Raw genomic sequence first — 21,449 nt, forward strand, 5'->3', positions numbered from 1 at the left:
ATCACACCGCGCTTCGGTGCCTCTCGATGCAGGTCTTCAAGACCTCGTCGTGATCGCGCTTCCACCAGTTGCCGGTGGAGAAGATCTCCACCTCGCTAAAGCCGGCGAAGCCTTGCGCTTCCACCCAGCCACGGATGCGCGGGATGTCGATCACCCCATCGCCCATCATGCCCCGGTCGTTGAGCAGGTCGGCGGTGGGCGTGAGCCAGTCGCACACGTGGAAGGCCAGCAGGCGGCTCTTGCCGGCGCGCTCGATCTGCGCCTGCAGCTTGGGGTCCCACCACACGTGGTACACGTCCACCGCCACGCCGATCGCGCCGGTCCGGCCCGGGTCGAGCGCGTCGCACACGTCCAGCGCCTGTTCCATGGTGTTGATGCAGGCGCGGTCGGCCGCGTACATCGGGTGCAGGGGCTCGATGGCCAGCGGCATGCCGTTGGCCTTGGCGTAGTCGAGCAGCTCGGCAATGCCCTCGCTCACCTGCTGGCGCGCGTGGCCGATGTCCTTGTGCGCGGCCTGGCCGGCCAGCGCGCCGGGCAGGGCGCCGACCACCAGCACCAGACAGGGCGCGTTCAACTCACAGGCCTCGTCCACCGCGCGGCGGTTGTCGTCGCGCGCGGCCTGCAGCCCGGCGGCGTCCACTGCCGGGAACATGCCGCCCCGGCAGTAGCCCGAGAGTTTCAGGCCGAGCGACTTCACCTGGGCTGAGACGGTCTTCAGACCGACCGCAGCCACCTGGTCGCGCCACGGCGAGATCGCCGGGATGCCATGGCGCGCGCAGGCGTCGAGGATGTCGGTGAGCGGCAGGTCCTGCCCCCGGCTCTTGCGCACGGTCGCGGTGTTGAGGGACAGCCAGCGGTGGTCTTGCGAGAAGTCGCGCATCGATCAGGCCTCCACGCCGTGCAGCGCCAGCAGCGTGCCCATGCGGCGCACGGCCAGCTCGGGCTGTTCCAGCAGGTTGGCCGCATCGGCCAGGCGGAACAGCTCGGCGAAGTGGGGCAGCGAGCGCGTGCTCTGCTGGCCGCCGACCATGGTGAAGTGCGACTGGTGGCCGTTGAGCCAGGCCATGAAGACCACGCCGGTCTTGTAGAAGCGCGTGGGCGCGGCAAAGATGTGGCGCGATAGCGGCACCGTGGGGCCGAGGATGTCGTGGAACTTCTGCAGGTTGCCCTGCGCGAGTTCGCCCAGCGCGGCGCTGGCGGCGGGGGCGATGGCGTCGAAGATGCCCAGCAGCGCGTCGCTCTGGCCGTGCGTCTTCTCGGCGCCGAAGCCGTCGCCGGCGATGAGTTCGGCGTAGTTGAAATCGTCGCCGGTGTACATGCGCACGCCCGGGGGCAGGCGGCGGCGCATCGCGATCTCCTTGTCCTTGTCGAGCAGGGAGATCTTGATGCCGCCCACCTTGTCCGGGTGCGCGGCGATCACGGCCAGCGCGGTGTCCATCGCCTTGTCGGGGTCGTTGTCGCCCCAGTAGCCCTTGAGCGCGGGGTCGAACATGTCGCCCAGCCAGTGCAGCACCACGGGCTGTTTCGCCTGGCTCAGGATGCGGTCGTACACGCGCTCGTAGTCGGCCGGGCTTTTGGCGACGCGGGCCAGGGCGCGGCTGGCCATCACGATCAGCTTGCCGCCGAGCTTTTCGATGGCGGCCATCTGCTCTTCGTAGCCGGCGATGACTTCATCGACCGTCTTCACGTTCTCCGGCACCAGGTGGTCGGTGCCGCAGCCCGAGGCCACCAGCGCGCCGGGCACATCCTTGGCGGCGTCGAGCGAGCGGCGGATCAGCTCGAGCGAGGTGGGCCAGTCCAGGCCCATGCCGCGCTGCGCGGTGTCCATGGCCTCGGCCACGCCCAGGCCGAGCGACCAGAGCCGCTGGCGGTAGGCGATGGTCGCATCCCAGTCCACCGCGCACTGCAGCCAGGGATCGATGGCGGCGAGCGGGTCGGCGACGACGTGGGCGGCGGAGTACGCGATGCGGTTGAACTTCACGCCCGGCGCGGGCTTCACCGGGGTGGTGCCGCGCAGGGTGTAGGCCTCGACCTTGCCCGAAGCCGAGGGCAGTTTCAGGGACAGTGCCATGGCGTCAGACTTTCAGTTCGGGCACGTCGACCCAGCGGCGCTGCTCCCAGCTTTCCAGCGCGGCTTCCACCAGCTGCACGCCCTTGGCGCCTTCGGGCAGCGTCCACTTGTAGGGCTCGTTCTCCACCACGTGGCGGATGAAGTGTTCCCACTGGATCTTGAAGCCGTTGTCGTACACCTGCGTGTCCGGCACGTCCTGCCATTGCTCGGAGAAGTTCATGGTCTGCTTGACGTCCGGGTTCCACACCGGGCGCGGCGTGTTCACGCGGCTCTGGGCCTTGCAGCCGGTCAGCGTGGCGACGGCGGAGCCGTGCGTGCCGTCGACGTGGAAGGTCACCAAGTCGTCGCGGTTCACGCGGGTGGCCCAGCTCATGTTGAGCTGCGCGATCACGTTTTCGCCGTTGTGGCCCGTGAGTTCGGCGGTGGCGTAGGCGGCGTCGTCGGCGGTGCACTCATAAGGCTTGCCGGCTTCGTCCCAGCGGGTCGGGATGTGCGTGGTGCCGATGCACGAGACCGACTTCACTTCACCGAACAGGTTGTCCAGCACGTAGCGCCAGTGGCACATCATGTCCAGGATCATGCCGCCGCCGTCTTCCTTGCGGTAGTTCCAGCTCGGGCGCTGGATCGGCTGCAGGTCGCCCTCGAACACCCAGTAGCCGAACTCCAGGCGCACGCTGAGCATGCGGCCGAAGAAGCCGGCGCGGCGCAGCATGTCGAGCTTGCGCAGCCCGGGCAGGAACAGCTTGTCCTGCACGGCGCCGTGCTTGAGGCCGGACTGCTCCGCCAGGCGCGCGATCTCCACCGCCTCGTTGAGGTTGGTGGCGATGGGCTTCTCGCAGTACACGTGCTTGCCGGCGCGGATGGCCTTGGCCAGCAGGGTGGGGCGCATCTGCGTGGTGCCGGCGTCGAAGAAGATGGTGTCGCTCTTGTTGGCCAGCGCGGCATCGAGGTCGGTGCCCCAGCGCGGGATGTTGTGGGCCTTGGCCAGCGCTTCCATCTTCTCGGCGTTGCGGCCGATCAGGATGGGGTCGGGCATCACCCGGTCGCCGTTGGAGAGCGTCACACCGCCTTGCGCGCGGATCGCGCAGATGGAGCGGATCAGATGCTGGTTCATGCCCATGCGTCCGGTCACGCCGTGCATGATGATCCCGAGTTGTTGAACGGCCATTGTCGAGTTCCTTCTCTTCTCTCTTTGAAAACCCCGGGCTGGGGTCAGTTGGTCACTTGCAGGCCGGCGGCTTTCACCAGCGCGGCGTTGCTCTTGATTTCTTCCTTGATGTAGGCATCGAACTGCTCGGGCTTGAGCGTCCAGGCGTCGGCGCCCAGCTTGAGGAAACGTTCCTTCACTTCGGGCGTGGCCAGGGCCTTGACGACTTCGTCGTGCAGGCGGTTGACGACGTCGCGCGGCGTCTTGGCCGGGGCCATCATCCCGATCCAGAAGTTGAATTCGGAGCCCGGCACGCCGGCTTCGGCGGTGGTGGGCACGTCGGGCAGGGCGCTGGCGCGGCGCGGCGAGCCCACGGCCAGGGCCAGCAGCTGGCCTTCCTTGATCTGGCCGATCACCGGGGCGATGGGCGAGAAGTAGTAGTCCACGCGGCCGGCGAGCACTTCGGTGACGGCTTCGGCGGAGCCCTTGAAGGGGATGTTCACCGCGTCGATGTGCGCGGCCATCTTGAACTTCTCGGCGTTGAGGTGGGTGGCGCTGCCCTGGCCGGCGGAGGCGAAGTTCATCTTGCCCGGGTTGGCCTTGGCGTTGGCCACCAGTTGCGGCAGCGTCTTGATGTTCTTGCTCGGGGCGATCACCAGCACGTTCGGCGTGGAGGAGATCGGGGTCACGCCCGCGAAGTCGCCCACGGTGTCGAAGGACAGCTTGGCGAAGGTGGACGGGCTCACCGTGTGCGAAGACGAGTGAATCATGATCGTGTAGCCGTCAGGCGCGGCCGTGGCCACCGCCGCCTGGCCGATGGTGCCGCTGGCGCCGCCACGGTTGTCCACCACGATGGGCTGGCCCATGCTCTGGCTCATCTTGTCCGTGATCGCGCGCGCAATGATGTCCGTGGTGCTGCCGGCCGCGAACGGCACGATCACGCGGATGGCCTTGTTCGGGTAGGCCTGCTGGGCGGCGGCGGGCAGGCTGGCGGTCAGGGCGAACGCGGCCAGGGCCGTAGCGTGAATCAGTTTCATCTTGATCTTGTCTCCAGTGAAAAGGACCGGTTGTTGATTTAATTCACCATTCAGTGAATAGAGGAAATTATAGAAGCAGCCGCGGCAGAACTGCAAGTGTTGCTTGCGGGTTTGTTTTTAAGGGTTTTCCCCAGGGAAAATTCCCAAGTAGGAGGCGGATTAACCGCCCGACGCTCTTCGGACGAAAAACTGACGGTCTCTCGCCAGCGGCTTTTTATTAACCAAATGGTGAAGTGTCAGGCGATCGCCTGCAGGCTGCGCCACTGCGGCACGGCGGCGGTCGCAAATCCCGGGACGTGCAGCGCGTTCAGGTCGAGCCGGCCCTCGTGCACCGCCAGGTGCGGGCGGCCCGCCGTGGTCTCGTAGAAGCCTGGGTGGGCGCGGGCGAAGGCCAGCGCTTCGTCGGCCGGCGCTGTGCCGAAACCGTCCACGTAGTGGTGGCCGTTGCGCTCGATGTGGCGCACGCCCAGGCTGGCCGCGAGCAGGGTGTCCTGCTGCACGGCCAGGCCGGCCTGGCAGGTGAGGTCTTCGCCCGAGAGCAGCAGGCGCGGGTCCTGCGCGATGCGGTGGGCGTTGCGCAGCGAGCGGTAGATGCCCTTGCAGGCCTTGCTGGAGATGCCGTGGTAACCCAGGGCCAGGCCTTCGTCGAGCGCGGCCACGTGGTCGTCGGACTCGTCCAGGATCACCGGCACCCCGATGCCCAGCGAGGCGATCGATTCGCGCAGCGCCACCGCGCGCGCCAGCGGTTGTTCGAGCAGCAGGGTGCGGCGCAGCAGATCGGCCAGCGCGGGCGTGGTGCGCAGCGCCTGCCAGAACCGGCCCAGGCCGGTGGCGTCGTTGAAGGTTTCGTTGCCGTCGAGCGTGACGCGGTAGTCACCGCCCAGGCGCTGCAGCACCTCGGCGATGCGCGTGAGGCGCTCGACGTCGGCACCGATCTGGCCGCAGAGCTTGAGCTTGAAGTGGTGCAGGCCGTGGCGCCGGATCGCGGCCTCCAGCGTGGCGGGCAGGCCGTCCTGCGGGTCGGCGCCTTCGTCGCTCTCCACCAGCCGGTCGGCCAGGCCCACGGTGTGGCGCAGCACCACGTGCGCGGGGCGCGTCAGCTCGAGCCGCGGGCCCCAGGGGTCGCCGAGCACACCGGCGTGCACGCCGTCGACCCACGGCCGGCCCGCCGCGCGCAGTGCCGCGTCTGCCACGGCCTTGTCCAGCAGGGCCGGTCCGAATTGCGCGGCCAGGCGCGGCAGGCGCCGGGCCACCGAGGTCTCGATGGCGGCTTCGCCTGCTTCGTGCGAAAGGGCATGGGGGCTGAGCGCACCGCGGGTGGCCAGCACGGCCTCGCGCGCGTTGCGCAGCGACTCGCGCAACTGCTCGAAGTTCTGTTCGTGGGTGAGCGCGGGCGATTTGTCGAACCACTTGGGCACCATCAGCTCGGCGCCGGCGCCTTCCACGCGCCGCCCCTCCACCTCGGCGAGCACGCGCACGAAGGCTTGCGGGCATTGCGTGACGGTGGCCGCGCCGAACCGGAACGGCAGGCGCAGGGTGACGTGGCGCTCGTACAGCTCGACGTCGAGCACGCGCAGGGTCACAGCGGTCATGACAGGGTTCTCCAGAGGTCGCGCACGTGCTGAGCTGCGGCCTGGGCGCAGGCTGGGCCGTCGGGCACGTATTCAAAGGGTTCCACCGCCACCCAGCCGGCGTAGCGCATGTCTTTCAGCGCCTGCAGCACGGGGCGCTGGTCGGTCTCGCCCTGGCCGGGGCCGCGGCGGTTCCTGTCGTTCACCTGCACGTGCGCGATGTGGCCGCTGGCGAGAAAGCGGCGCAGCACCTCGTGCACGGGCTCGCTCTCGTTGTGCGAGGCGGCGCTCACGTCGAGCATGGTGCGGATGGCGGGCGAGCCGATGCGGTCCACCACCGCGGCGGCTTCGGCCACGGTGTTGATCACCGGGGTCTCGAAGCGGCCGAGCGGTTCGATGCAATAGACCACGCCCGCCTGCGCGGCGTGTGGCGCGAGTTCGGCCATGGCGGCCTCGAAGCGCGCGGCAGCGTCCGCCACGCTCTGCCCGGGGCCGGGCGAGCGCTGTCTGGGCGAGCCGTGCACCAGCACGCGCGCGCCGCAGGCGGCGGCGAAGTCGATCAGGCGGCGCAGCAGGTCCAGTGTGCGGCGGTGCAGCGCTGCGTCTTCGCTCACCAGCGAAAGGCCGGCGGGCTTGACCAGCAGCCAGTGCAGGCTGGAGACGGCCAGGCCATGGTTGTGGGCGGTGGCGCGCACGCGGTGGGCGGCGGCGGTGTCGAGCGCCTCGGGGTCGTCGGTCAGCGTGAACGGGGCGATCTCCAGCGCGTCATAGCCCATGCGCTCGGCGGCCTCGCACTGCGCGGCCAGCGGCAGGGGCTGAAGCACCTCGTTGCACAGGGCCAGTTTCATGCCGGCGCCCCGGGGCGGGCCCGGCGGCCGTACAGCGTCCAGAGCTTCCAGGCGATGGTGGCGAAGATCAGGGCGGCGACGGTGCCGGCGATGGGGCGGGTGAAGAAGGGCGAGAGGTCGCCGTCAGACAGGATGAGCGCGCGGCGCAGGTTTTTCTCCATCAGGTCGCCGAGCACGATGCCCAGCACCAGCGGCGCCATGGGGTAGCCGTGGTGGCGCAGGAAGAAACCGATCAGGCCGAAGGCCAGCATCACGTAGACGTCGAACAGCCGCCCGGCGATGGCGAAGCTGCCCACGGTGCACAGCACGAAGACGATGGGCGTGATCAGGTGCTGGGGCACGCGCAGCACCTGCACCAGGGCCTTGGTGAGCACCAGGCCGAAGATCAGGATGCCGATGGTGGCGAACAGCATCATGGTCACCACGTCGTACACGAACTCCGGGTTCTCCACCATGATCAGCGGCCCCGGCTTCACGCCGTGGATGATCATCGCGGCCATCAGCACGGCGGCCGGCGCCGAGCCGGGAATGGCCAGGGTGAGCACCGGAATCACCGCGCCGGGCACGCAGGCGTTGTCGCCCGTTTCAGCGGCCATCAGGCCCTCGATCGAGCCCTTGCCGAACTTCTCTTTCTCTTTGCTCGCGCGCTTGGCGGCAGCGTACGACGACCAGGCCGCCACGTCCTCGCCCACGCCCGGCACGATGCCCACACCGGTGCCGATCAGACCCGAGCGCAGGATGGTGCGCCAGTACTGCAGCACGTCGCGCACCTTGGGGATGACGGTGTCGAAGGCGCTGATCTTCACGGGCGCTTGCCGGTTGCGCATGGCGGTGAGCAGTTCGGCGAAACCGAAGGCCCCCACCAGCGCGGGCACCAGCTGGATGCCGCCCGCGAGGTCGCGCACGCCCCAGGCGAAACGCTCGTAGCCGTATTGCGGCTCCTGGCCGATGGTGGCGATGAACAGGCCGGCGATGCCGGCGATCCAGCCCTTGAGCGGGTCGTCGCCGGTGAGCGTGCCGGCGATGATGACGCCGAAGAGCGCCAGCCAGAAGAACTCGTAGGCGCCGAACTTCAGCGCCAGGCCACCGAGCACGGGCGTGAGCGTGGCCAGGAAGAACATGCCGATCAGCGTGCCCATGACCGAGCCGGTGGTGGCGATGCCCATGGCGCGGCCGGCCAGGCCCTGGCGCGCGAGCGCATAGCCGTCCAGGCAGGACGCGGCCGAGGCCGGCGTGCCCGGGATGTTGAGCAGGATGGCCGAGCGCGAGCCGCCGTAGATCGAGCCCACGTAGGTGCAGATCAGGATCAGCAGCGCCTGGCTGGGCGGCAGCTTGAGCGTGAGCGTGGTCATCAGCGCCAGGGCCATCGTGGCGGTGAGGCCCGGCAGGGCACCCATGACCACGCCGACCAGCGAGGCCAGCAGGGCGTAGGCAATTGTCTCGGGCCCGCTGAAGCGCGCGATCGATTGCCCGAACATGATCAGTCCGTCAAACATGGAGCTCCTAGGGAAGACGAACGAGGAAGATGTGCTGGAACACCAGGGTGACGGCGGCCGACGTGAGCACACCGGCCAGCAGGGCCGCGGTGGCGCGGCGCGCGGGCGTCTGGCCCGGCGGTGCGAACAGGGCCACGAAGGCCGTGACGAACAGGGCCGTGACCAGCCAGAACGGCGCGCGCCCGATCAGCAGGCCCGCGTACACCAGCGTGAGCACCATGGTGATGCCGATGCGCCGGTTGAGCAGCGGCTCGACCGGCGCCGTCTCTTGCGGGGCGGTTTCCTGGTTGCGCCGCAGCCAGCCGCGCAGCATCAGCACCAGGCCAAGCAGGGCCACGACGCCGCCGATCATGCCGGGCACGAAGCCCGGCATGGTGTAGAGCTGCGCGCCCATGGACTCGAAGCGGTCCATGCGCACCGAACCAACCACGATCACCAGGCCCAACACCACCCAGCCCGCGCCGCCCCAGAGGTCGGAGCGGGCGGTTTTTCCACCCTCGCTCATGTTGTCTTCCGGGTGGTGGGATCAGGGCTTGGGAATGCCGACGGTGTCGGGCGACACCTTGGCCTTGCCGGCGGCCTGTTGCGTCCAGGCGTAGGACTGGATGGCCGGGAACACGGCCTTCTGCGCCTCTTCGCCCGCCATCGGCGCGAACATGGCGCCGCGCGCCTGCGCGTACTTGCGCAGGGCCTCGCTCTTGACCATTTCGGTGGCCCAGATCCTGTCCAGCGTCTGCGCCACCACCGGCGGCGCGCCCTTGGGCACGAAGATACCGAAGTAGTTGATCGGGTCCTTGAAGCCCGGGATGAATTGCGACAGCGGCGGGATGGTGCCGAAGCCCTCGATCTCGATCGACTTGTCGCCCACCACCGCCAGCGGGCGGATCTTCTTGGCGCGGATCATGTCGGTCTGCTCGGCCGCGAGCTGCGTCGTCACTTCCGTCTCGCCCGAAGCGGCGGCCACGGCGGCCGGTGCGCCGCCGTCGTAGGTAACGTGCTTGTAGGTGACGCCGGCGGCGCGCGCGATGGCCTCGATGGCCGAATGGCCGCTGGAGTTCACGCCCGCCGTGGCGACCGAGACCGCGCCCGGCTTGGCCTTCATCGCGGCCAGCAGCTCGGTCATGGTCTTGTAGGGCGCATCGGCGTTGACGCCGACCACCGCGATGTGCGCCACGTTCAGGTACAGGTTCCAGTCGGTGGCGGAGGTGTCGAGCATGCCCAGCACCTTGTAGGTGCCCAGGTCCTTGGCGCCGCCGGCCGTCCAGGTGTAGCCGTCGGCCGGTGCCGCCAGCGCGTTCTTGGTGCCCACCGAGCCCGAGGCGCCGGGCTGGTTCATCACCACGATCTTCTGGCCCAGGTGTTTTTCCAGCTCGGCGGCGGTGACGCGCGTGACCTGGTCGGTGGAGCCGCCCGGCGCCCAGGGCACGATCAGGGTGATCGGTCGGTCGGGCTTCCACTGGGCCATGGCGCTGGCCGAGGCAACGGCCAACAGGGAGGTGATCAACAGGTGGCGAAGGGGCAGGGCGGTCTTCATGCGTTGTCTCCAGGGTTTTAATTCACCGAGCAGTTAATACTAGAAACCACCCCCCTGTGCCGTCAAGCCGCCAGCTGCCTCAGTTCCTCAGGACATACCCTAGGATCACGTCGCACATGTGGGAGAGCCGTTCGCTGTGCGCCTTGGGCGTCATGAGGTCGCGCCCGAAGATGGCCGACAGCGTGTGGTTGTTCGAGAGGTAGAAGTAGGACAGGCCGGCGATCGACACGTAGAGCTGCAAGGGGTCGACGCCGCCGCGGAAGGTGCCGTCGGCGTGGCCGCGTTCGACCACCTCGGCCAGTGTGGCGATCAGCGGCGAGTTGAGCTGGCGCGCCCGCTCGGATTGCGCGAGGTGCCGCGCCCGGTGCAGGTTGGCGCTGTTGAGCAGGGTCAGGAACTCGGGGTGCTCGAGGTAGTAGTTCCAGGTGAACTCGACCAGCCGGCGCAGCGCGATCTCGGGCTTGAGGTGCAGCAGGTTGAGCTGCTGTTCCTCTTCGCGGATGTCGCGGTAGGCCTGCTCCAGCACCGCCTGGAACAAGCGCTCCTTGTCCTCGAAGTAGTAGTAGATGAGGCGCTTGTTGAGGCCGGCGCGCTCGGCGATGCGGTCCATGCGCGCACCCCCCAGCCCATGCTCGGAGAACTCGTCCCGCGCCGCGTTCAGGATGGTATTCTGCGATCGGTCGGCGTCTCTCAAGCGCTCTTCCGCGACCGGTGTGGGTGTGCTGCTCATACCAACATAATTCTCTAATTGGTTAATAAAGTCAAATGACCCGGATCGCTGGCCATCTGCTCGTGGAATGCCTCATTGTCCAGGGTGTGACCCACGCCTTCGGTGTCCCGGGCGAAAGTTATCTGGCGGTGCTCGACGGCTTTCACGCCCATGCCGATCGCATCCGCTTCGTGACCAACCGGCAGGAGGGCGGCGCGGCCTTCATGGCCGAGGCCCACGGCAAGCTGAGCGGCCGGCCCGGCGTGTGTTTCGTGACGCGCGGGCCCGGCGCCACCAACGCCTCGATCGGCCTGCACACCGCGTTCCAGGATTCCACGCCCATGGTGCTGTTCGTGGGCGATGTGGCGAGCGACGCGCGCGACCGCGAGGCCTTCCAGGAGGTGGACTACGCGGCCTTCTTCGGCCCGTCCACCAAGGGCATGGCCAAGCGCGTGGAGCGCATCGACGATGCGCGCCGCATCCCCGAGTACGTGGCGCGGGCTTTCGCCACCGCCATGAACGGCCGGCCTGGCCCGGTGGTGCTGGTGCTGCCCGAGGACATGCTCACGCAGGCGGTGGACGCCGAGCCGCTGCCGCGCGTGGAGCCGGTGCAGGCCTGGAGCGACCCGGGTGCGCTGCGCGAGCTGCGCACACTGCTGCTGGCGAGCGAGCGCCCGCTGGTGATCGCCGGGGGCGGCGGCTGGACGCCGCAGTCCGCCGCCGCGCTGCAGCGCTTCGCCGAGAACTGGCAGCTGCCGGTGGCCAATGCGTTTCGTTTCCAGGACACCTTCGACAACCACCACCCGCTGTACGCGGGCGACGTGGGGCTGGGCATCAACCCCGCGCTGGCGCGCCGCGTGCGCGAGAGCGACCTGCTGATCGCGCTGGGCCCGCGCCTGGGCGAGGCCACGACGGGTGGCTACACGCTGGTCGAGGCGCCGGTGCCGGCGCAGAAGCTGGTGCACATCCACGCCAGCGCCGAGGAACTGGGGCGGGTGTACCAGCCCACGCTCGCCATCCACGCCAGCATGAACGCCGCCGCGCGCAGCCTGGAGGTGCTCACCGCGCCGCCTTCGGTGCCCTGGAGCGCGTGGGCGCAAGACTGCCATGCCGACTACCTCGCCAACATCGACGTGGCCAACGGCGGCATCACCCTGCCGGGCACCATCGACATGCCGGCCATCATCCACACCCTGCAGCGGCACCTGCCGGCCGACGCCGTGCTCACCAACGGCGCGGGCAACTTCGCCAGCTGGCTGCACCGCTTCTTCCGCCACCATGGCCTGGCCAAGGGCCACAAGACGCAGCTCGCGCCCACCAACGGGGCGATGGGCTACGGTGTCCCGGCCGGCATCGGCGCGGCCATCGTCAGCGGACGCACCGCGTTCACCATCGCGGGCGACGGCGATTTCCTCATGAACGGGCAGGAACTGGCCACCGCCATGCAGCACGGCGCGAAGAGCATCGTGCTGCTGCTCAACAACGGCAGCTTCGGCACCATCCGCATGCACCAGGAGCGCGAGTACCCGGCGCACGTGAGCGGCTCGGGCCTGAGCAACCCCGACTTCTGTGCGCTGGCCCGGGCCTACGGCTACGCGGCCGAGCGCATCACCCACACCGCCGAATTCGAGCCCGCGCTGCAGCGCGCCCTGGCCGCGCCGGTGGGCACGGTCATCGAGGTGCTGCTGGACGTGGATGTGATCACCACGCGCGGCACGCTCGGCGCGATCCGGCAGGCGGCCCAGCGCGCGGCCCGGTGAATACATCACAAAGCGCGGGGCAGCTTCACACACCCGGTCGATAGCGCCCCTGCCTAGACTGGCCCATCCATCAACAGGAGTGGGTCATGTGGCAGGCAAAGGACACGGTTTGGAACGGCGGCGCGGACGTCGCGGGCGGTTTGGGCCTGCGCGCCAGCCTGGGCTCGCAGCACCTGATGCGGGTGTTCGACGAGATCGACTACGGCATGCTGATCATCGACGCGCAGGGTCACATCCTGCACGCCAACCACCTGGCGCGCCATGAACTCGCCATCGGGCGGGTCATCATGTCGTACGGCAACAGCCTGCTGGGCAGCAGCGCCGAGTTCACCTCGCAGATCCAGCAGGCCATGGAGTCCTCGTTCCGCGGGCAGCGCAAGCTGCTGATGCTCACGTCGGGCGACAAGGAGCTGTCGATGGCGTTCACGCCGCTGAGCCACCCGCTGGAGGCCGATGCCCCTTCGGTGCTGGTGCTGCTGTCGCGCCAGAGCACCTGCGACAACCTCGCGGTGCGCATGTTCGCGCGATCCCTGAACCTGAGCCCGAGCGAAGAGTCGGTGCTCATGGGGCTGTGCAGCGGTCTGCAGATCAACGAGATCGCCGAGCACCACGGCGTGGCCGAGTCCACCGTGCGCAGCCAGATCAAGACGCTGCGCGAAAAAGCCGGCGCACCCAGCATCCGCCGGCTGTTGCACCGGGTCAACAGCCTGCCGCCGGTGGTCCCTGCCTTGCGCATCATCACGCCCATGCCTCACAATGCCACGGAGTATTCCCACCCGTGACGTGAGCCTGGATGCCTGCCCCCGCCGTTTCCTTCGTACCCTCTCCCAACACCCACCACATTGAAGCGCTCGCGACCCTCGGGGTCGCGCGGCGGTACCGCCGTGGGGCATTGCTGATCCAGGAAGGCGAGACCGGCGACACGCTCTACATCGTCCTGCAGGGGCGGCTGCGGGCGTTCGTGTCCGACAACCAGGGCCGCGAGCTCACGCTGGGCATGTACGGGCCGCTCGAGTACGTGGGCGAGATGTCGCTCGACGGCGGGCCGCGCTCGGCCAACGTGGAAGCCGCCGACGCCAGCACCTGCGCGGTGGTCTCGCGCGCCGTCCTGCTCGACTACATCGCCGCCCACCCCGAGTTCGCTCTGGAGCTCATGGCCCGGCTGATCCGGCGCGCCCGCCTGGCGACGGACAGCGCGCGCAGCGTGGCGCTGATCGATGTCTACGGCCGCCTGGTGCGCCTGCTCAACGAGCTGGCCAGCGGCCAGCCCGACGGGAATGGCGAGCGCCCGCTGAAGGAGCGCCTGACCCACCAGCAGATCGCGCAGCACCTCGCCTGCTCGCGCGAGATGGTGAGCCGCCTGCTCAAGGACCTGGAGACCGGCGGCTACATCGCGGTGCGCGAGCGCTGGATCGTGCTGCGCAAGCCCTTGCCCGCCCGCTGGTGAGCGGGCGGCGGCTCAGAGGCCGTTGACCATGTCCCGCGCCTGCAGCGGCGCGGCCGAGCTGGTGCCGACGAGGCGCACCACGCTGCCGCTGCGGCTGCCCGCACCGAGCACGCCCCAGAGGGCGGGGTTGTCGTCGCTGGGCTTGAGCGTCTCGGGGACCATCTTCACACCCGGTCGCTGCGGACGGCCCGCATCGGGGTCGGGCTTGCGCGGGGAGTACAGCGCGAAGTGCCCACCCGCCGACGACTCTGCACGCACGCCGCCCACGCTCACGGTGTTCTGGCCGGTCGACAGGCTGTTGAAGGTGCCGCTGCGGCGCACCGGCGTCGGGTTGTCGGCGTGGTCCACGAAAGAGCCCAGGTTGCCGCTGGTGTCGTAGAACACGTCTTCCAGGTAGGACTGCCGCGCGCCCGTGTTCTGGCCGATGGCCACGTCGTCGCGTTCGATGTAGGCGTCGAACAGGGTGCCCGTGGTGCCGGTGTTGCTCAGCACCACCTTCCAGGTACCGAAGGGCCCGGTCACCACCGATTTTCGGCGGCTGAAGGTGGGCGCCAGCGCCAGCAGGGCGCAGGTGCCGTGGCTGCCCAGGGCCGAGGTGGTGGGGTAGATCAGGCCGCACAGCGGCGCGCCCTGCGCGTCCACCCAGGTGCCGCCCTGGCCCATGGCCATCGGCGGCAGGGGCTGGGTCTGGCCGGGCGGCGTCACGCTGATCCGCACGTTCTGTGCACCCGCGGGCAGCCAGATCTCCAGGTAGCTCTCGGTGCGGTCGTCGGGTTGCACGCGCCAGTGCAGCGCCACCGAGCCGCCGGGGGGCAGCGTGGCGTTGGCGTGGGTGCGGCTCTGGTAGGCGTTGCCGGCGGGCACGGCGATCTGCAGGCGGCCGCCCAGCAGCGCGACCAGCTGGTCCATCGCCGCTTCCAGCACCGAGGTGCCGTCGTGCGGACCGGCCAGCGTGCCCCAGCTGATGTTGACCACCAGCTGCGCGCTGGGCGCGCAGCGCGCGAGGATGTACATCAGCCCGTCGAGCACGCTCACGTTCATCGCGCCGCCCGAGGTGTCGAGCACGTTCGACCAGTCGAGCTGCACCGCGACCAGGTCGCAGCGGCTGGCCTCGTCGTCCCTGGGGTGCAGCAGGGTGCCCTTGCCGCAGGCCAGGCTCATCACGTGCGTGCCGTGGTTCACCGGGCGGGTGAGGTCCCAGAGCTGCAGGTGTTCATAGAGGGCGTCCTCGTCCAGCTGGCCGTGGCGTGTGTAGGCGGCCATGGCCGCGTCGATGGCCGCGCCCGAGAGTTCGTGCCCGTAGCCCATGTCGCACGGGGTCGGGCCGGCGCGCGCGGGGTCCAGCGGCACGCAGTGGTGCGGCTGGTTGCCGGGCCAGTTGCCGTTGACCGTGTCATCCTGGCGCCAGAAGTGCTTCACGCGCGTGCGGCCCTGGGCATCGAGGAACTGCTCGTTGGCGAAGGCCAGGCCGCCGTCGATCAGGCCCAGCACCTTGCCGTCGAGCAGGCCGGGCACGTGGTCGGGATGGCTGTCGGGTGTGCAGGGGTCAACCAGGGGGTGCGTGTGGTGGCCCACTGGCAACCCGAGCTCGAAGCGCAGGATGAGGCTGCGCAGGTGCGGGTTGTTGCGCAACTGGTCGAAGAAGCGCTTCTTCACCCGCGCGGTGCAGAAGCGCAGCCCGGGCACGTTGAGGTACACGCGGGGAATCTGCAGCCACGCGGTGGAGGAGGCCGCCACCAGCGCCGGCACATCGGCCTCGCTGGTGAGCTCGATCACGATCGGCAGCCACTTGGGCGGCTTCTTGCCGCGGCCGAGGTGGTAGCCCGCGAACTGATCAGCCTCTGCCCAGATCAGGTAGGGGTCTTCACCGTCGATGGCACCCGGCGCGTTCCAGTCGATGCCGGTGAATTCGCCGGTGGGCAGCGGCTGCCAAGCTGGGCCGCTCATGCCCACTCCTTGAGCGCTTCCCCCCAAAGCCAGGCCAGCAGCGGCGCGTTGCCCACGGCGGTGGACGTGGCCGAGCGCGTGTAGGCGTTGCCACTGGTGTGGTCCATCGACTGGTTCAGGCTGAAGTCCAGCGGCTCGCCGTTGGGGCCTTCAAACAGGCGGCCATCGAAGCCGCGCTCGTGCACGCGGGTGCCGGTGGCGCGCGCCACCAGGAATTCGGCCAGCGCCGTGCCCAGCAGGCGCCCGCCCGCGCTGTCCACGGGGTAGTGCACACCCGCCACCACGCGGTTGGTCGCGATGCGCGCGGCCAACCGCTGCATCTGCTCGCGGTTCAGCGTGCCGTTGGGCGGGGATCCTGTACCCGGTACAGCATCCAGCAAGGCCTCCATAAGCACGGCCACGGCAAAGGCCTCGGTGGCATGACCGCTGGGCCAGCTGCCATGTCCCGGTGTCTCGATCATGGGCTGGATCTGCGGCGAAAACGCCACCGGGCGGATGCTGGCGAAGATCTGCTTGAAGCGCATCTCCACCAGCACGCTCAAGGAGAACACCAGGTCGATCAGCTGCAGGGTTTTCTTGTGGCGGTGGGCCGTGAGCCCGAGCAGGGACGACCAGAACAGGATCGGCGGTGTGCGCTGGTCCACGATCTCGATCGCGCGGTCGGCCCGCAGGTCCGCGTAGGAGGCCACCAGGTCGAGCTGCTTCTTGAACTGCGCCTTGGTGGGCGCGCGCATGCGCACGAGCGGCTTGCGCTGGATGGTGCTGGTCTGGAGGTTGGCGAACTCGAGCGTGGCGTCCTTGGGACCGCTGCGGGTCTTGAACAGCAGGCCCTCGACGAGCTGCGAGAAGATGGCTTCGTGGCGCGGGCCGTCGGCCCAGAGCGCCAGGTTCGGCGGGTTGTCGAACGCCGGTTCGTTGACGTGCAGCACCGCCCCGTTGAAGGGCCCGACGATGGCCGCGCGGCTGAGGATCAGGGCGTCGGCCGAGACCATGGCACCGCCCGTGGTGCCCATCCCGCCGCTCATGCCGCCGCTCATGCCGCCGCTCATCCCCCCGCTCATGCCGCCACTCATGCCTCCGCTCATTCCTCCACTCATGTCAACTCCTTATTGGTCAATGGACAGGGAGACCCAATTGGGTCAGTGCGTTTGCCACGCGCTTTCGCAGAGGACTCTGTCCCCCGGAAGCCATGTACTTCGTGATGGTCAGGTCGGGTTGCAGCGTGCGCATCAGCTGGAACGACTCCCTGGCCGCGTCGGTGCTCCCGCTTTCCAGCTGCGCGACGATCAGGCAGCGGATCGTGGGCAGGTGGTAGCGGTTCTTCATCAGCGAGGCTCTGCAGAGCTCGATGGCGCGGTCCCACTGTTCCAGGGCGGCGCAACTGGTGGCCAGCATCATTTCAAAGTAATACTTCTGCGGGTCCAGCGGCGAGAGGTGCAGCGCTTTTTCCGCCTCATTCATCGAGTCTTCCGGCGTGCCCCACATCGTCGACCACACGCTGTTGTACAGCCAGGCCATCGGGTCGTTCGGGTTGCTCTGCGTGGCCTCCTGCAGCAGCCGGTGCGAGGCGTCCACGTCATCGCCCAGGTGGCACAGCGCGTGGCCTTTGATCGCCATGGCCAGCGAGCTGCTCGGTTCGAGGTCGAGCGCGCGGTCGGCGGTGTCGATGGCGCGCTGGAAGTCGCGCGCCGGTTCGCCCGAGAGGCCTTGCACGACCTGCATGATGTGCCACTTGGCGAGCCAGGCCCAGGGGGTGGCCACGCGCTTGTGGCGCTCCACCACCGCTTCGAGCAGTTGAAGGCTGCGCTGCAGGTCGCGCGGCGTGGAGCGGTGCATGAGCGTGATGCCGCCGAGCATCAGGGCGTTGCTGTCGAGCTGCGGCACGGGCAGCACCAGGGTGCGCTGCACCACGTCGTTGAGCAGGGCCTTGGCGCAGGCGGCGCACAGCGCGTCGAGCAGGCTGCTCTGGGCCTCCAGCAGGTCGCGCGTATCGCCCGTCAGGCGGTCGGCCCAGATCACTTCACCGCGCTTGCGGTCGGAGAGCTCGGCCATGATGACGACCTTGTCGCCATAGGTCACATAGCTGCCTCCCAGCACGAAGGTAGCGTCCAGGTGATGGCCGATCTCGTTCGTGCTGCTTTGGCGGCCCCGGAAGGCCGTGGTGGACATGCGGGAGATCACGCGCAGGTTCTGGCTGCGCGCGAGCTGTGCGATCACGCCGTCGGCGATCAGTTCGCCGATCACGAATTGTTCCGCGGCGTGGCTGCGCGTTTCAAAGGGCACCACGGCAATGGACGGGCGGAAGTCGGTGGCGGCGCCTTCGGGCACGCGTGGGCGCACGGCGGCCGAGGTGCTGGAGACCGGGTACAGCAGCCAGGTGCGCACCGGCTCGGGCCAGTGCTTGAGGTAACTCTCGCCGCGGTCTTCGACCTCGGCGTCCACGCCGACCACGATGCCGTCGAACACGCTGGTGGTCACCAGGGTCTCACCGGGGGCCGCGAGGTCGGCCACGCGCGCGGCGAGGTTCACGCCGTGGCCGTACACGTCGTTCTCGTCCACGTAGAGGTTCGTGGCATTGAGGCCGGCGCGCAGGTGCAACTGCTGGGAGGCCGGCAGCGTCTGGTTCAGCGGCGCGAAGTACTGGTGCAGCGCGAGGGCCGCGCGCACGCCGTCGGTGGGGCGGTCGAACTCCACCAGCAGGCCGTCGCCCAGGCTCTTGACGAGGCGGCCGTGGCACGCCGGCAGCACCTGCGAGGTGGCGTGGTGCATGAAGCCGCGCCACTGGTTCACGATCGCTGCCTCGTTGGCCGCCATCAGCCGCACCGACTCCACGAGGTCGATCACCAGCACCACCTTGTGCCGCTGCTGCGGCAGCGGCGGCATGCTCGATGGGTTTTCCTGGCCTTCCTGAAGAGTCGAAGCGGTCACGGGCTGGCGGGCTGTCATGCCTGTTGAGGTGTCAAGAATTGTTGCAGTTTCTCACATGTCGCGCGCGACGCTGAGACGCGAAGGCGCAAAAACAGCAAAGCCGGCTTGCGCCGGCTTTGCTGATCTTCGTTGCACCCGAGAGGGTGAAGAAGGAAGGCTTACTTCAGGTGGTCGTTGACCAGCTTGGTCATTTCGAACATCGAGGCCTGGGCCTTCTTGAAGATTTCCTTCAGCTTGGCGTCGGCGTTGATCATGCGACGGTTGACCGAGTCCTGCAGCTTGTTCTTCTTGATGTAGTCCCAGATCTTCTTGGTGACTTCGGTGCGCGGCAGGGGCGAGCTGCCCACGATGGCGGCAAGGGCGGCGCTGGGGGTCAGCGCTTTCATGAACGCGGCGTTCGGGGTGCGCTTCTTGGCCGGAGCGGCCTTCTTCGCAGGGGCTGCCTTCTTGGCCGGAGCGGCCTTCTTCGCAGGGGCTGCCTTCTTGGCCGGAGCGGCCTTCTTCGCAGGAGCTGCTGCCTTCTTGGCCGGAGCGGCCTTCTTCGCAGGAGCTGCGGCCTTCTTGGCCGGTGCCGCTTTTTTAGCGGGCGCTTTTTTCGCAGTTGCCATGGTTGAATTTCCTTCTAGAAGTTGACGATGCGCCAGTGGAAAACGCGCTTTCTCACTGGTGTCTCGGATGCTAATGGAGATGAACCTTCAATCCAAGGTGGAGAACGCGCTTTTTTCAAGCTTTGCGCAGGGGAGATGCGGGTTTTTGGCGGGGAAAACAACACTTCTTCCCACTCGAGCCGCTCTGCGCCTGCGAGGGCGGGCATTTTCGGCCCGCGCGGCTCAGGCCGTGAGGCCCTTGTAGAGCATGTAGGAGGCGAGCATGTACAGCAGTCCGGCGAACACGCGCTTGAGCGATTTGACTGGCAGCGCATGCGCGGCCTTCACGCCCATCGGTGCCATCAGCACGCTGAAGAAAGCGATCACCACCAACGCGGGCAGGTAGATGTAGCCGAACGATCCGGCCGGCAGATCGCTCAGGCCCTGGCCCGCGATCACATAGCCCACGGCGTTGGCCAGTGCGATGGGAAAACCGAGCGCCGCGCTGGTGGCCACGGCGTTGTGGATGGTCACGTTGCACCAGGTCATGAAGGGCACGCTGACGAAACCGCCGCCCGCACCGACGAGGCCCGAGAGCATACCGATGACGCTGCCGGCGCCCACCAGGCCAGGCGTGCCGGGCAGGGTGCGCGTGGGCTTGGGTTTCTTGTCGAGCAGCATCTGCGTGGCCGAGAAGCCGACGAAGGCCGCGAAGAACAGCGCGAGCCACGAGCCCTTGAGCAGGGCGAAGATGCCCAGGCTGGCGATGGCCGAGCCGAGCACGATGCCGGGGGCCAGGCCCTTGACGATGTCCCAGCGCACGGCACCGCGCTTGTGGTGCGCGCGCACGCTGGAGATGGAGGTGAAGATGATGGTGGCCATGGAGGTGGCGATGGCCATCTTGACCGCGAGGTCCGCCTCCACGCCGCGTCCCGCGAGGATGAAGGTGATGAAGGGCACCATCAACATGCCTCCACCGATGCCCAACAAGCCGGCCAGGAAACCGGTACCAAGGCCGAGGGCGGCCAACTCAAGAATCAGGAGGGGGTCCAAAGGCATGAAAGGTGTCTGCAAGTGCCGCCGGACCGGCATCCTGAACCGGGGTTCAGGTGGGCGAGGGCAGCGGGGCTTCGGGTTCGTCTGACGCGAGACGCTCGCACCAGCCACGCAATGTACCAAGCCCGGGCTCTATGAGCATTGGTTCAAGGAAATATAAAGCCCGGCGCGCACTGCAGACAGTGCAAATTGTAGGCGCTGCATGGGCCCCTGGCGGACCATCGGTCGATATATTCCTGCGCAGTGACTGGCGGCGCATCAGAGCAGGCGGCCGTCCTTGTCCAGCGTCTGGTCCAGGCGGCGCATCAGCTCTTCCACGCGGGCCTGCGTCTGCGGATCGAGCGGCTCGCTGTCGAAGCCGCCGCCGGCTTCGGCGAACGCGCTCTGCTCGGCTTGGCCGAACGACGAGGCCTGGAAGCTCTCGGCTTCTTTTTGCGAGAGTTCAAACGCGAGGTTGAGCGAGGCCAGCACCGCGATGCGGTCGCGCGCCTTCACCTTGCCCGCATCGCGGATGCGGCACATGGCGGTGTCCACGCGCTCCACCGCATCGAGCAGCGACGCTTCGCCGCCCGGTGGGCACGAGAGCAGGTAGCTCTGGCCCATGATCTGCACTTCAATCTGTTTGCTGCCGGGCTTGTTCATTTAAATACCTCCGTGCTTCGCACTGCGGTGCGAGCTGGCTTGGGGCGGCCCGACGCTGCGCTCATGATCGTTCCTTGCGGGTGTCGGGGGCGGCATCGGTCATGCCGGGGGGCAGGCGATCCAGCAGGGCATCGATGCGGGCGCGGGCGGCCATCAGCCGGGACTTGAGCGAGTCGCGCTCGGCCTGCAGCGCATGCACCTGTTCAACCAGCAGGCTGTTGGTGCGCTGCAGTTCCTCGTGTCGCAGCAACAGGCGCTCGACACGTTCGGTGATCTGGTCAAAGTGCTTGGGATCGGCCATGGTGGGGACTCGAAGTTTTCACATTGTAGGGTTGCCCCGGGAGCGTACCGCTTAGAATGCCGGCTGTTGGTGCTCGCGGTGTGGTTCACATGCCGCAGTTCAACGGGAAGCAGGAGGGTCATTCCCCAGGGATGGGACCTAACCTGCGCTGCCCCCGCAACGGTAAGCAGACGAGTGGCCATGAGCGCATGCGCGAACGGTCTCTCAGCCTCCATCCAACAGCCACTGGACGACACGCCGTGTCATCTGGGAAGGCGATGGAGGTCGGTCTGTCAGCCCGGATACCGGCCAACAAGGTGGTGGAGCGTCTGGCAACGGGCGCCTCACCGTGATGCCCATGCACCGTCGGGGAAGATGGTGAGGGCCTC

Annotated in this window: 20 protein-coding genes, 1 other RNA gene and 1 riboswitch; of the genes, 3 read left to right on the plus strand and 18 right to left on the minus strand. The window is 68.2% G+C overall.

From position 1 onward, the window contains the following. Position 1 precedes the first annotated feature (1 nt). From AC07ZS_RS13585 to AC07ZS_RS13630, 10 genes are all read right to left on the minus strand, one after another. Positions 2 to 880: a sugar phosphate isomerase/epimerase family protein gene (locus AC07ZS_RS13585; RefSeq protein WP_494799072.1), complete on the minus strand. Its 879-nt coding sequence runs from the start codon at positions 878 to 880 to the stop codon at positions 2 to 4. A gap of 3 nt (positions 881 to 883) precedes the next feature. Continuing rightward, positions 884 to 2,071 (minus strand): dihydrodipicolinate synthase family protein, encoded by a 1,188-nt coding sequence (locus AC07ZS_RS13590; RefSeq protein ID WP_494799073.1) that lies wholly within the window; start codon positions 2,069 to 2,071, stop codon positions 884 to 886. A 4-nt stretch (positions 2,072 to 2,075) separates the two neighbouring features. Next, positions 2,076 to 3,239: a Gfo/Idh/MocA family protein gene (locus tag AC07ZS_RS13595; protein WP_494799074.1), complete on the minus strand. Its 1,164-nt coding sequence runs from the start codon at positions 3,237 to 3,239 to the stop codon at positions 2,076 to 2,078. Between the two features lie 44 nt (positions 3,240 to 3,283). After that, complete coding sequence (locus AC07ZS_RS13600) at positions 3,284 to 4,255, minus strand: tripartite tricarboxylate transporter substrate binding protein (RefSeq protein WP_494799075.1); 972 nt, start codon at positions 4,253 to 4,255, stop codon at positions 3,284 to 3,286. A gap of 236 nt (positions 4,256 to 4,491) precedes the next feature. Continuing rightward, the gene (locus tag AC07ZS_RS13605; RefSeq protein ID WP_494799076.1) at positions 4,492 to 5,847 is read right to left on the minus strand and encodes an enolase C-terminal domain-like protein; all 1,356 of its coding nucleotides are present in this window, start codon (positions 5,845 to 5,847) and stop codon (positions 4,492 to 4,494) included. Beyond that, positions 5,844 to 6,674 carry a sugar phosphate isomerase/epimerase family protein gene (locus AC07ZS_RS13610; RefSeq protein WP_494799077.1) on the minus strand — a complete coding sequence of 277 codons (831 nt, stop codon included), beginning with the start codon at positions 6,672 to 6,674 and terminating at the stop codon, positions 5,844 to 5,846. The genes AC07ZS_RS13605 and AC07ZS_RS13610 overlap by 4 nt, the downstream gene beginning before the upstream one ends. Further along, complete coding sequence (locus tag AC07ZS_RS13615) at positions 6,671 to 8,170, minus strand: tripartite tricarboxylate transporter permease (protein ID WP_494799078.1); 1,500 nt, start codon at positions 8,168 to 8,170, stop codon at positions 6,671 to 6,673. Before AC07ZS_RS13615 ends, AC07ZS_RS13610 begins: the two co-directional genes overlap by 4 nt. Before the next feature lie 7 nt (positions 8,171 to 8,177). After that, entirely contained in the window at positions 8,178 to 8,675 is a 498-nt protein-coding gene (locus AC07ZS_RS13620) for a tripartite tricarboxylate transporter TctB family protein (protein ID WP_494799079.1), read from the minus strand. A 21-nt stretch (positions 8,676 to 8,696) separates the two neighbouring features. Next, positions 8,697 to 9,704, minus strand: coding sequence for a Bug family tripartite tricarboxylate transporter substrate binding protein (locus tag AC07ZS_RS13625; protein WP_494799080.1), 1,008 nt, complete (start codon positions 9,702 to 9,704; stop codon positions 8,697 to 8,699). Between the two features lie 79 nt (positions 9,705 to 9,783). Then, complete coding sequence (locus tag AC07ZS_RS13630; RefSeq protein ID WP_494799081.1) at positions 9,784 to 10,434, minus strand: TetR/AcrR family transcriptional regulator; 651 nt, start codon at positions 10,432 to 10,434, stop codon at positions 9,784 to 9,786. Positions 10,435 to 10,469: 35 nt separating this feature from the next. Between AC07ZS_RS13630 and AC07ZS_RS13635 the strand changes: the two genes are divergently transcribed. The 3 genes from AC07ZS_RS13635 (at position 10,470) to AC07ZS_RS13645 (ending at position 13,620) form a co-directional block, all read left to right on the plus strand. Beyond that, the gene (locus AC07ZS_RS13635; protein ID WP_494799082.1) at positions 10,470 to 12,173 is read left to right on the plus strand and encodes a thiamine pyrophosphate-binding protein; all 1,704 of its coding nucleotides are present in this window, start codon (positions 10,470 to 10,472) and stop codon (positions 12,171 to 12,173) included. An 86-nt stretch (positions 12,174 to 12,259) separates the two neighbouring features. After that, entirely contained in the window at positions 12,260 to 12,955 is a 696-nt protein-coding gene (locus AC07ZS_RS13640; protein ID WP_494799083.1) for a helix-turn-helix transcriptional regulator, read from the plus strand. A gap of 11 nt (positions 12,956 to 12,966) precedes the next feature. Beyond that, positions 12,967 to 13,620, plus strand: coding sequence for a Crp/Fnr family transcriptional regulator (locus tag AC07ZS_RS13645; RefSeq protein WP_494799084.1), 654 nt, complete (start codon positions 12,967 to 12,969; stop codon positions 13,618 to 13,620). 12 nt (positions 13,621 to 13,632) lie between these two features. Here AC07ZS_RS13645 and AC07ZS_RS13650 read toward each other — a convergent pair whose 3' ends face one another. The 8 genes from AC07ZS_RS13650 to AC07ZS_RS13685 all read right to left on the minus strand — a co-directional run bounded on the left by AC07ZS_RS13650 (position 13,633) and on the right by AC07ZS_RS13685 (position 21,081). Further along, a complete protein-coding gene (locus tag AC07ZS_RS13650; protein WP_494799085.1) occupies positions 13,633 to 15,567 on the minus strand; it encodes a S8/S53 family peptidase in 1,935 nt (644 codons plus the stop codon). Next, the gene (locus AC07ZS_RS13655) at positions 15,564 to 16,664 is read right to left on the minus strand and encodes a phosphatase PAP2 family protein (RefSeq protein WP_494799086.1); all 1,101 of its coding nucleotides are present in this window, start codon (positions 16,662 to 16,664) and stop codon (positions 15,564 to 15,566) included. The genes AC07ZS_RS13650 and AC07ZS_RS13655 overlap by 4 nt, the downstream gene beginning before the upstream one ends. A 16-nt stretch (positions 16,665 to 16,680) precedes the next feature. After that, positions 16,681 to 18,513, minus strand: a complete 1,833-nt coding sequence (locus AC07ZS_RS13660; protein WP_494799087.1) for an adenylate/guanylate cyclase domain-containing protein — start codon at positions 18,511 to 18,513, stop codon at positions 16,681 to 16,683. Between the two features lie 140 nt (positions 18,514 to 18,653). Continuing rightward, the gene (locus AC07ZS_RS13665) at positions 18,654 to 19,103 is read right to left on the minus strand and encodes an SWIB/MDM2 domain-containing protein (protein WP_494799088.1); all 450 of its coding nucleotides are present in this window, start codon (positions 19,101 to 19,103) and stop codon (positions 18,654 to 18,656) included. 222 nt (positions 19,104 to 19,325) lie between these two features. Beyond that, on the minus strand, positions 19,326 to 20,141 hold the full coding sequence (locus AC07ZS_RS13670; RefSeq protein WP_494799089.1) for a sulfite exporter TauE/SafE family protein: 816 nt from the start codon (positions 20,139 to 20,141) through the stop codon (positions 19,326 to 19,328). A 2-nt stretch (positions 20,142 to 20,143) separates the two neighbouring features. After that, positions 20,144 to 20,323: non-coding RNA, 6S RNA (ssrS, locus tag AC07ZS_RS13675), on the minus strand. Between the two features lie 73 nt (positions 20,324 to 20,396). Beyond that, positions 20,397 to 20,780 (minus strand): cell division protein ZapA, encoded by a 384-nt coding sequence (locus tag AC07ZS_RS13680; RefSeq protein WP_494799090.1) that lies wholly within the window; start codon positions 20,778 to 20,780, stop codon positions 20,397 to 20,399. 61 nt (positions 20,781 to 20,841) lie between these two features. Continuing rightward, positions 20,842 to 21,081, minus strand: coding sequence for a DUF904 domain-containing protein (locus AC07ZS_RS13685; RefSeq protein ID WP_494799091.1), 240 nt, complete (start codon positions 21,079 to 21,081; stop codon positions 20,842 to 20,844). 50 nt (positions 21,082 to 21,131) lie between these two features. Further along, positions 21,132 to 21,389: riboswitch (cobalamin riboswitch) on the plus strand. Positions 21,390 to 21,449 lie beyond the last annotated feature (60 nt).

This window comes from Hydrogenophaga sp. GW456-12-10-14-TSB4 (genome assembly GCF_059424305.1).

What these genes read in the sequence shown, in the direction of transcription:
- AC07ZS_RS13585 (WP_494799072.1), bottom strand. Translation starts at nt 880, where the DNA reads ATGCGCGACTTCTCGCAAGACCACCGCTGGCTGTCCCTCAACACCGCG.
- AC07ZS_RS13590 (WP_494799073.1), bottom strand. Translation starts at nt 2,071, where the DNA reads ATGGCACTGTCCCTGAAACTGCCCTCGGCTTCGGGCAAGGTCGAGGCC.
- AC07ZS_RS13595 (WP_494799074.1), bottom strand. Translation starts at nt 3,239, where the DNA reads ATGGCCGTTCAACAACTCGGGATCATCATGCACGGCGTGACCGGACGC.
- AC07ZS_RS13600 (WP_494799075.1), bottom strand. Translation starts at nt 4,255, where the DNA reads ATGAAACTGATTCACGCTACGGCCCTGGCCGCGTTCGCCCTGACCGCC.
- AC07ZS_RS13605 (WP_494799076.1), bottom strand. Translation starts at nt 5,847, where the DNA reads ATGACCGCTGTGACCCTGCGCGTGCTCGACGTCGAGCTGTACGAGCGC.
- AC07ZS_RS13610 (WP_494799077.1), bottom strand. Translation starts at nt 6,674, where the DNA reads ATGAAACTGGCCCTGTGCAACGAGGTGCTTCAGCCCCTGCCGCTGGCC.
- AC07ZS_RS13615 (WP_494799078.1), bottom strand. Translation starts at nt 8,170, where the DNA reads ATGTTTGACGGACTGATCATGTTCGGGCAATCGATCGCGCGCTTCAGC.
- AC07ZS_RS13620 (WP_494799079.1), bottom strand. Translation starts at nt 8,675, where the DNA reads ATGAGCGAGGGTGGAAAAACCGCCCGCTCCGACCTCTGGGGCGGCGCG.
- AC07ZS_RS13625 (WP_494799080.1), bottom strand. Translation starts at nt 9,704, where the DNA reads ATGAAGACCGCCCTGCCCCTTCGCCACCTGTTGATCACCTCCCTGTTG.
- AC07ZS_RS13630 (WP_494799081.1), bottom strand. Translation starts at nt 10,434, where the DNA reads ATGAGCAGCACACCCACACCGGTCGCGGAAGAGCGCTTGAGAGACGCC.
- AC07ZS_RS13635 (WP_494799082.1), top strand. Translation starts at nt 10,470, where the DNA reads ATGACCCGGATCGCTGGCCATCTGCTCGTGGAATGCCTCATTGTCCAG.
- AC07ZS_RS13640 (WP_494799083.1), top strand. Translation starts at nt 12,260, where the DNA reads ATGTGGCAGGCAAAGGACACGGTTTGGAACGGCGGCGCGGACGTCGCG.
- AC07ZS_RS13645 (WP_494799084.1), top strand. Translation starts at nt 12,967, where the DNA reads ATGCCTGCCCCCGCCGTTTCCTTCGTACCCTCTCCCAACACCCACCAC.
- AC07ZS_RS13650 (WP_494799085.1), bottom strand. Translation starts at nt 15,567, where the DNA reads ATGAGCGGCCCAGCTTGGCAGCCGCTGCCCACCGGCGAATTCACCGGC.
- AC07ZS_RS13655 (WP_494799086.1), bottom strand. Translation starts at nt 16,664, where the DNA reads ATGAGTGGAGGAATGAGCGGAGGCATGAGTGGCGGCATGAGCGGGGGG.
- AC07ZS_RS13660 (WP_494799087.1), bottom strand. Translation starts at nt 18,513, where the DNA reads ATGACAGCCCGCCAGCCCGTGACCGCTTCGACTCTTCAGGAAGGCCAG.
- AC07ZS_RS13665 (WP_494799088.1), bottom strand. Translation starts at nt 19,103, where the DNA reads ATGGCAACTGCGAAAAAAGCGCCCGCTAAAAAAGCGGCACCGGCCAAG.
- AC07ZS_RS13670 (WP_494799089.1), bottom strand. Translation starts at nt 20,141, where the DNA reads ATGCCTTTGGACCCCCTCCTGATTCTTGAGTTGGCCGCCCTCGGCCTT.
- AC07ZS_RS13680 (WP_494799090.1), bottom strand. Translation starts at nt 20,780, where the DNA reads ATGAACAAGCCCGGCAGCAAACAGATTGAAGTGCAGATCATGGGCCAG.
- AC07ZS_RS13685 (WP_494799091.1), bottom strand. Translation starts at nt 21,081, where the DNA reads ATGGCCGATCCCAAGCACTTTGACCAGATCACCGAACGTGTCGAGCGC.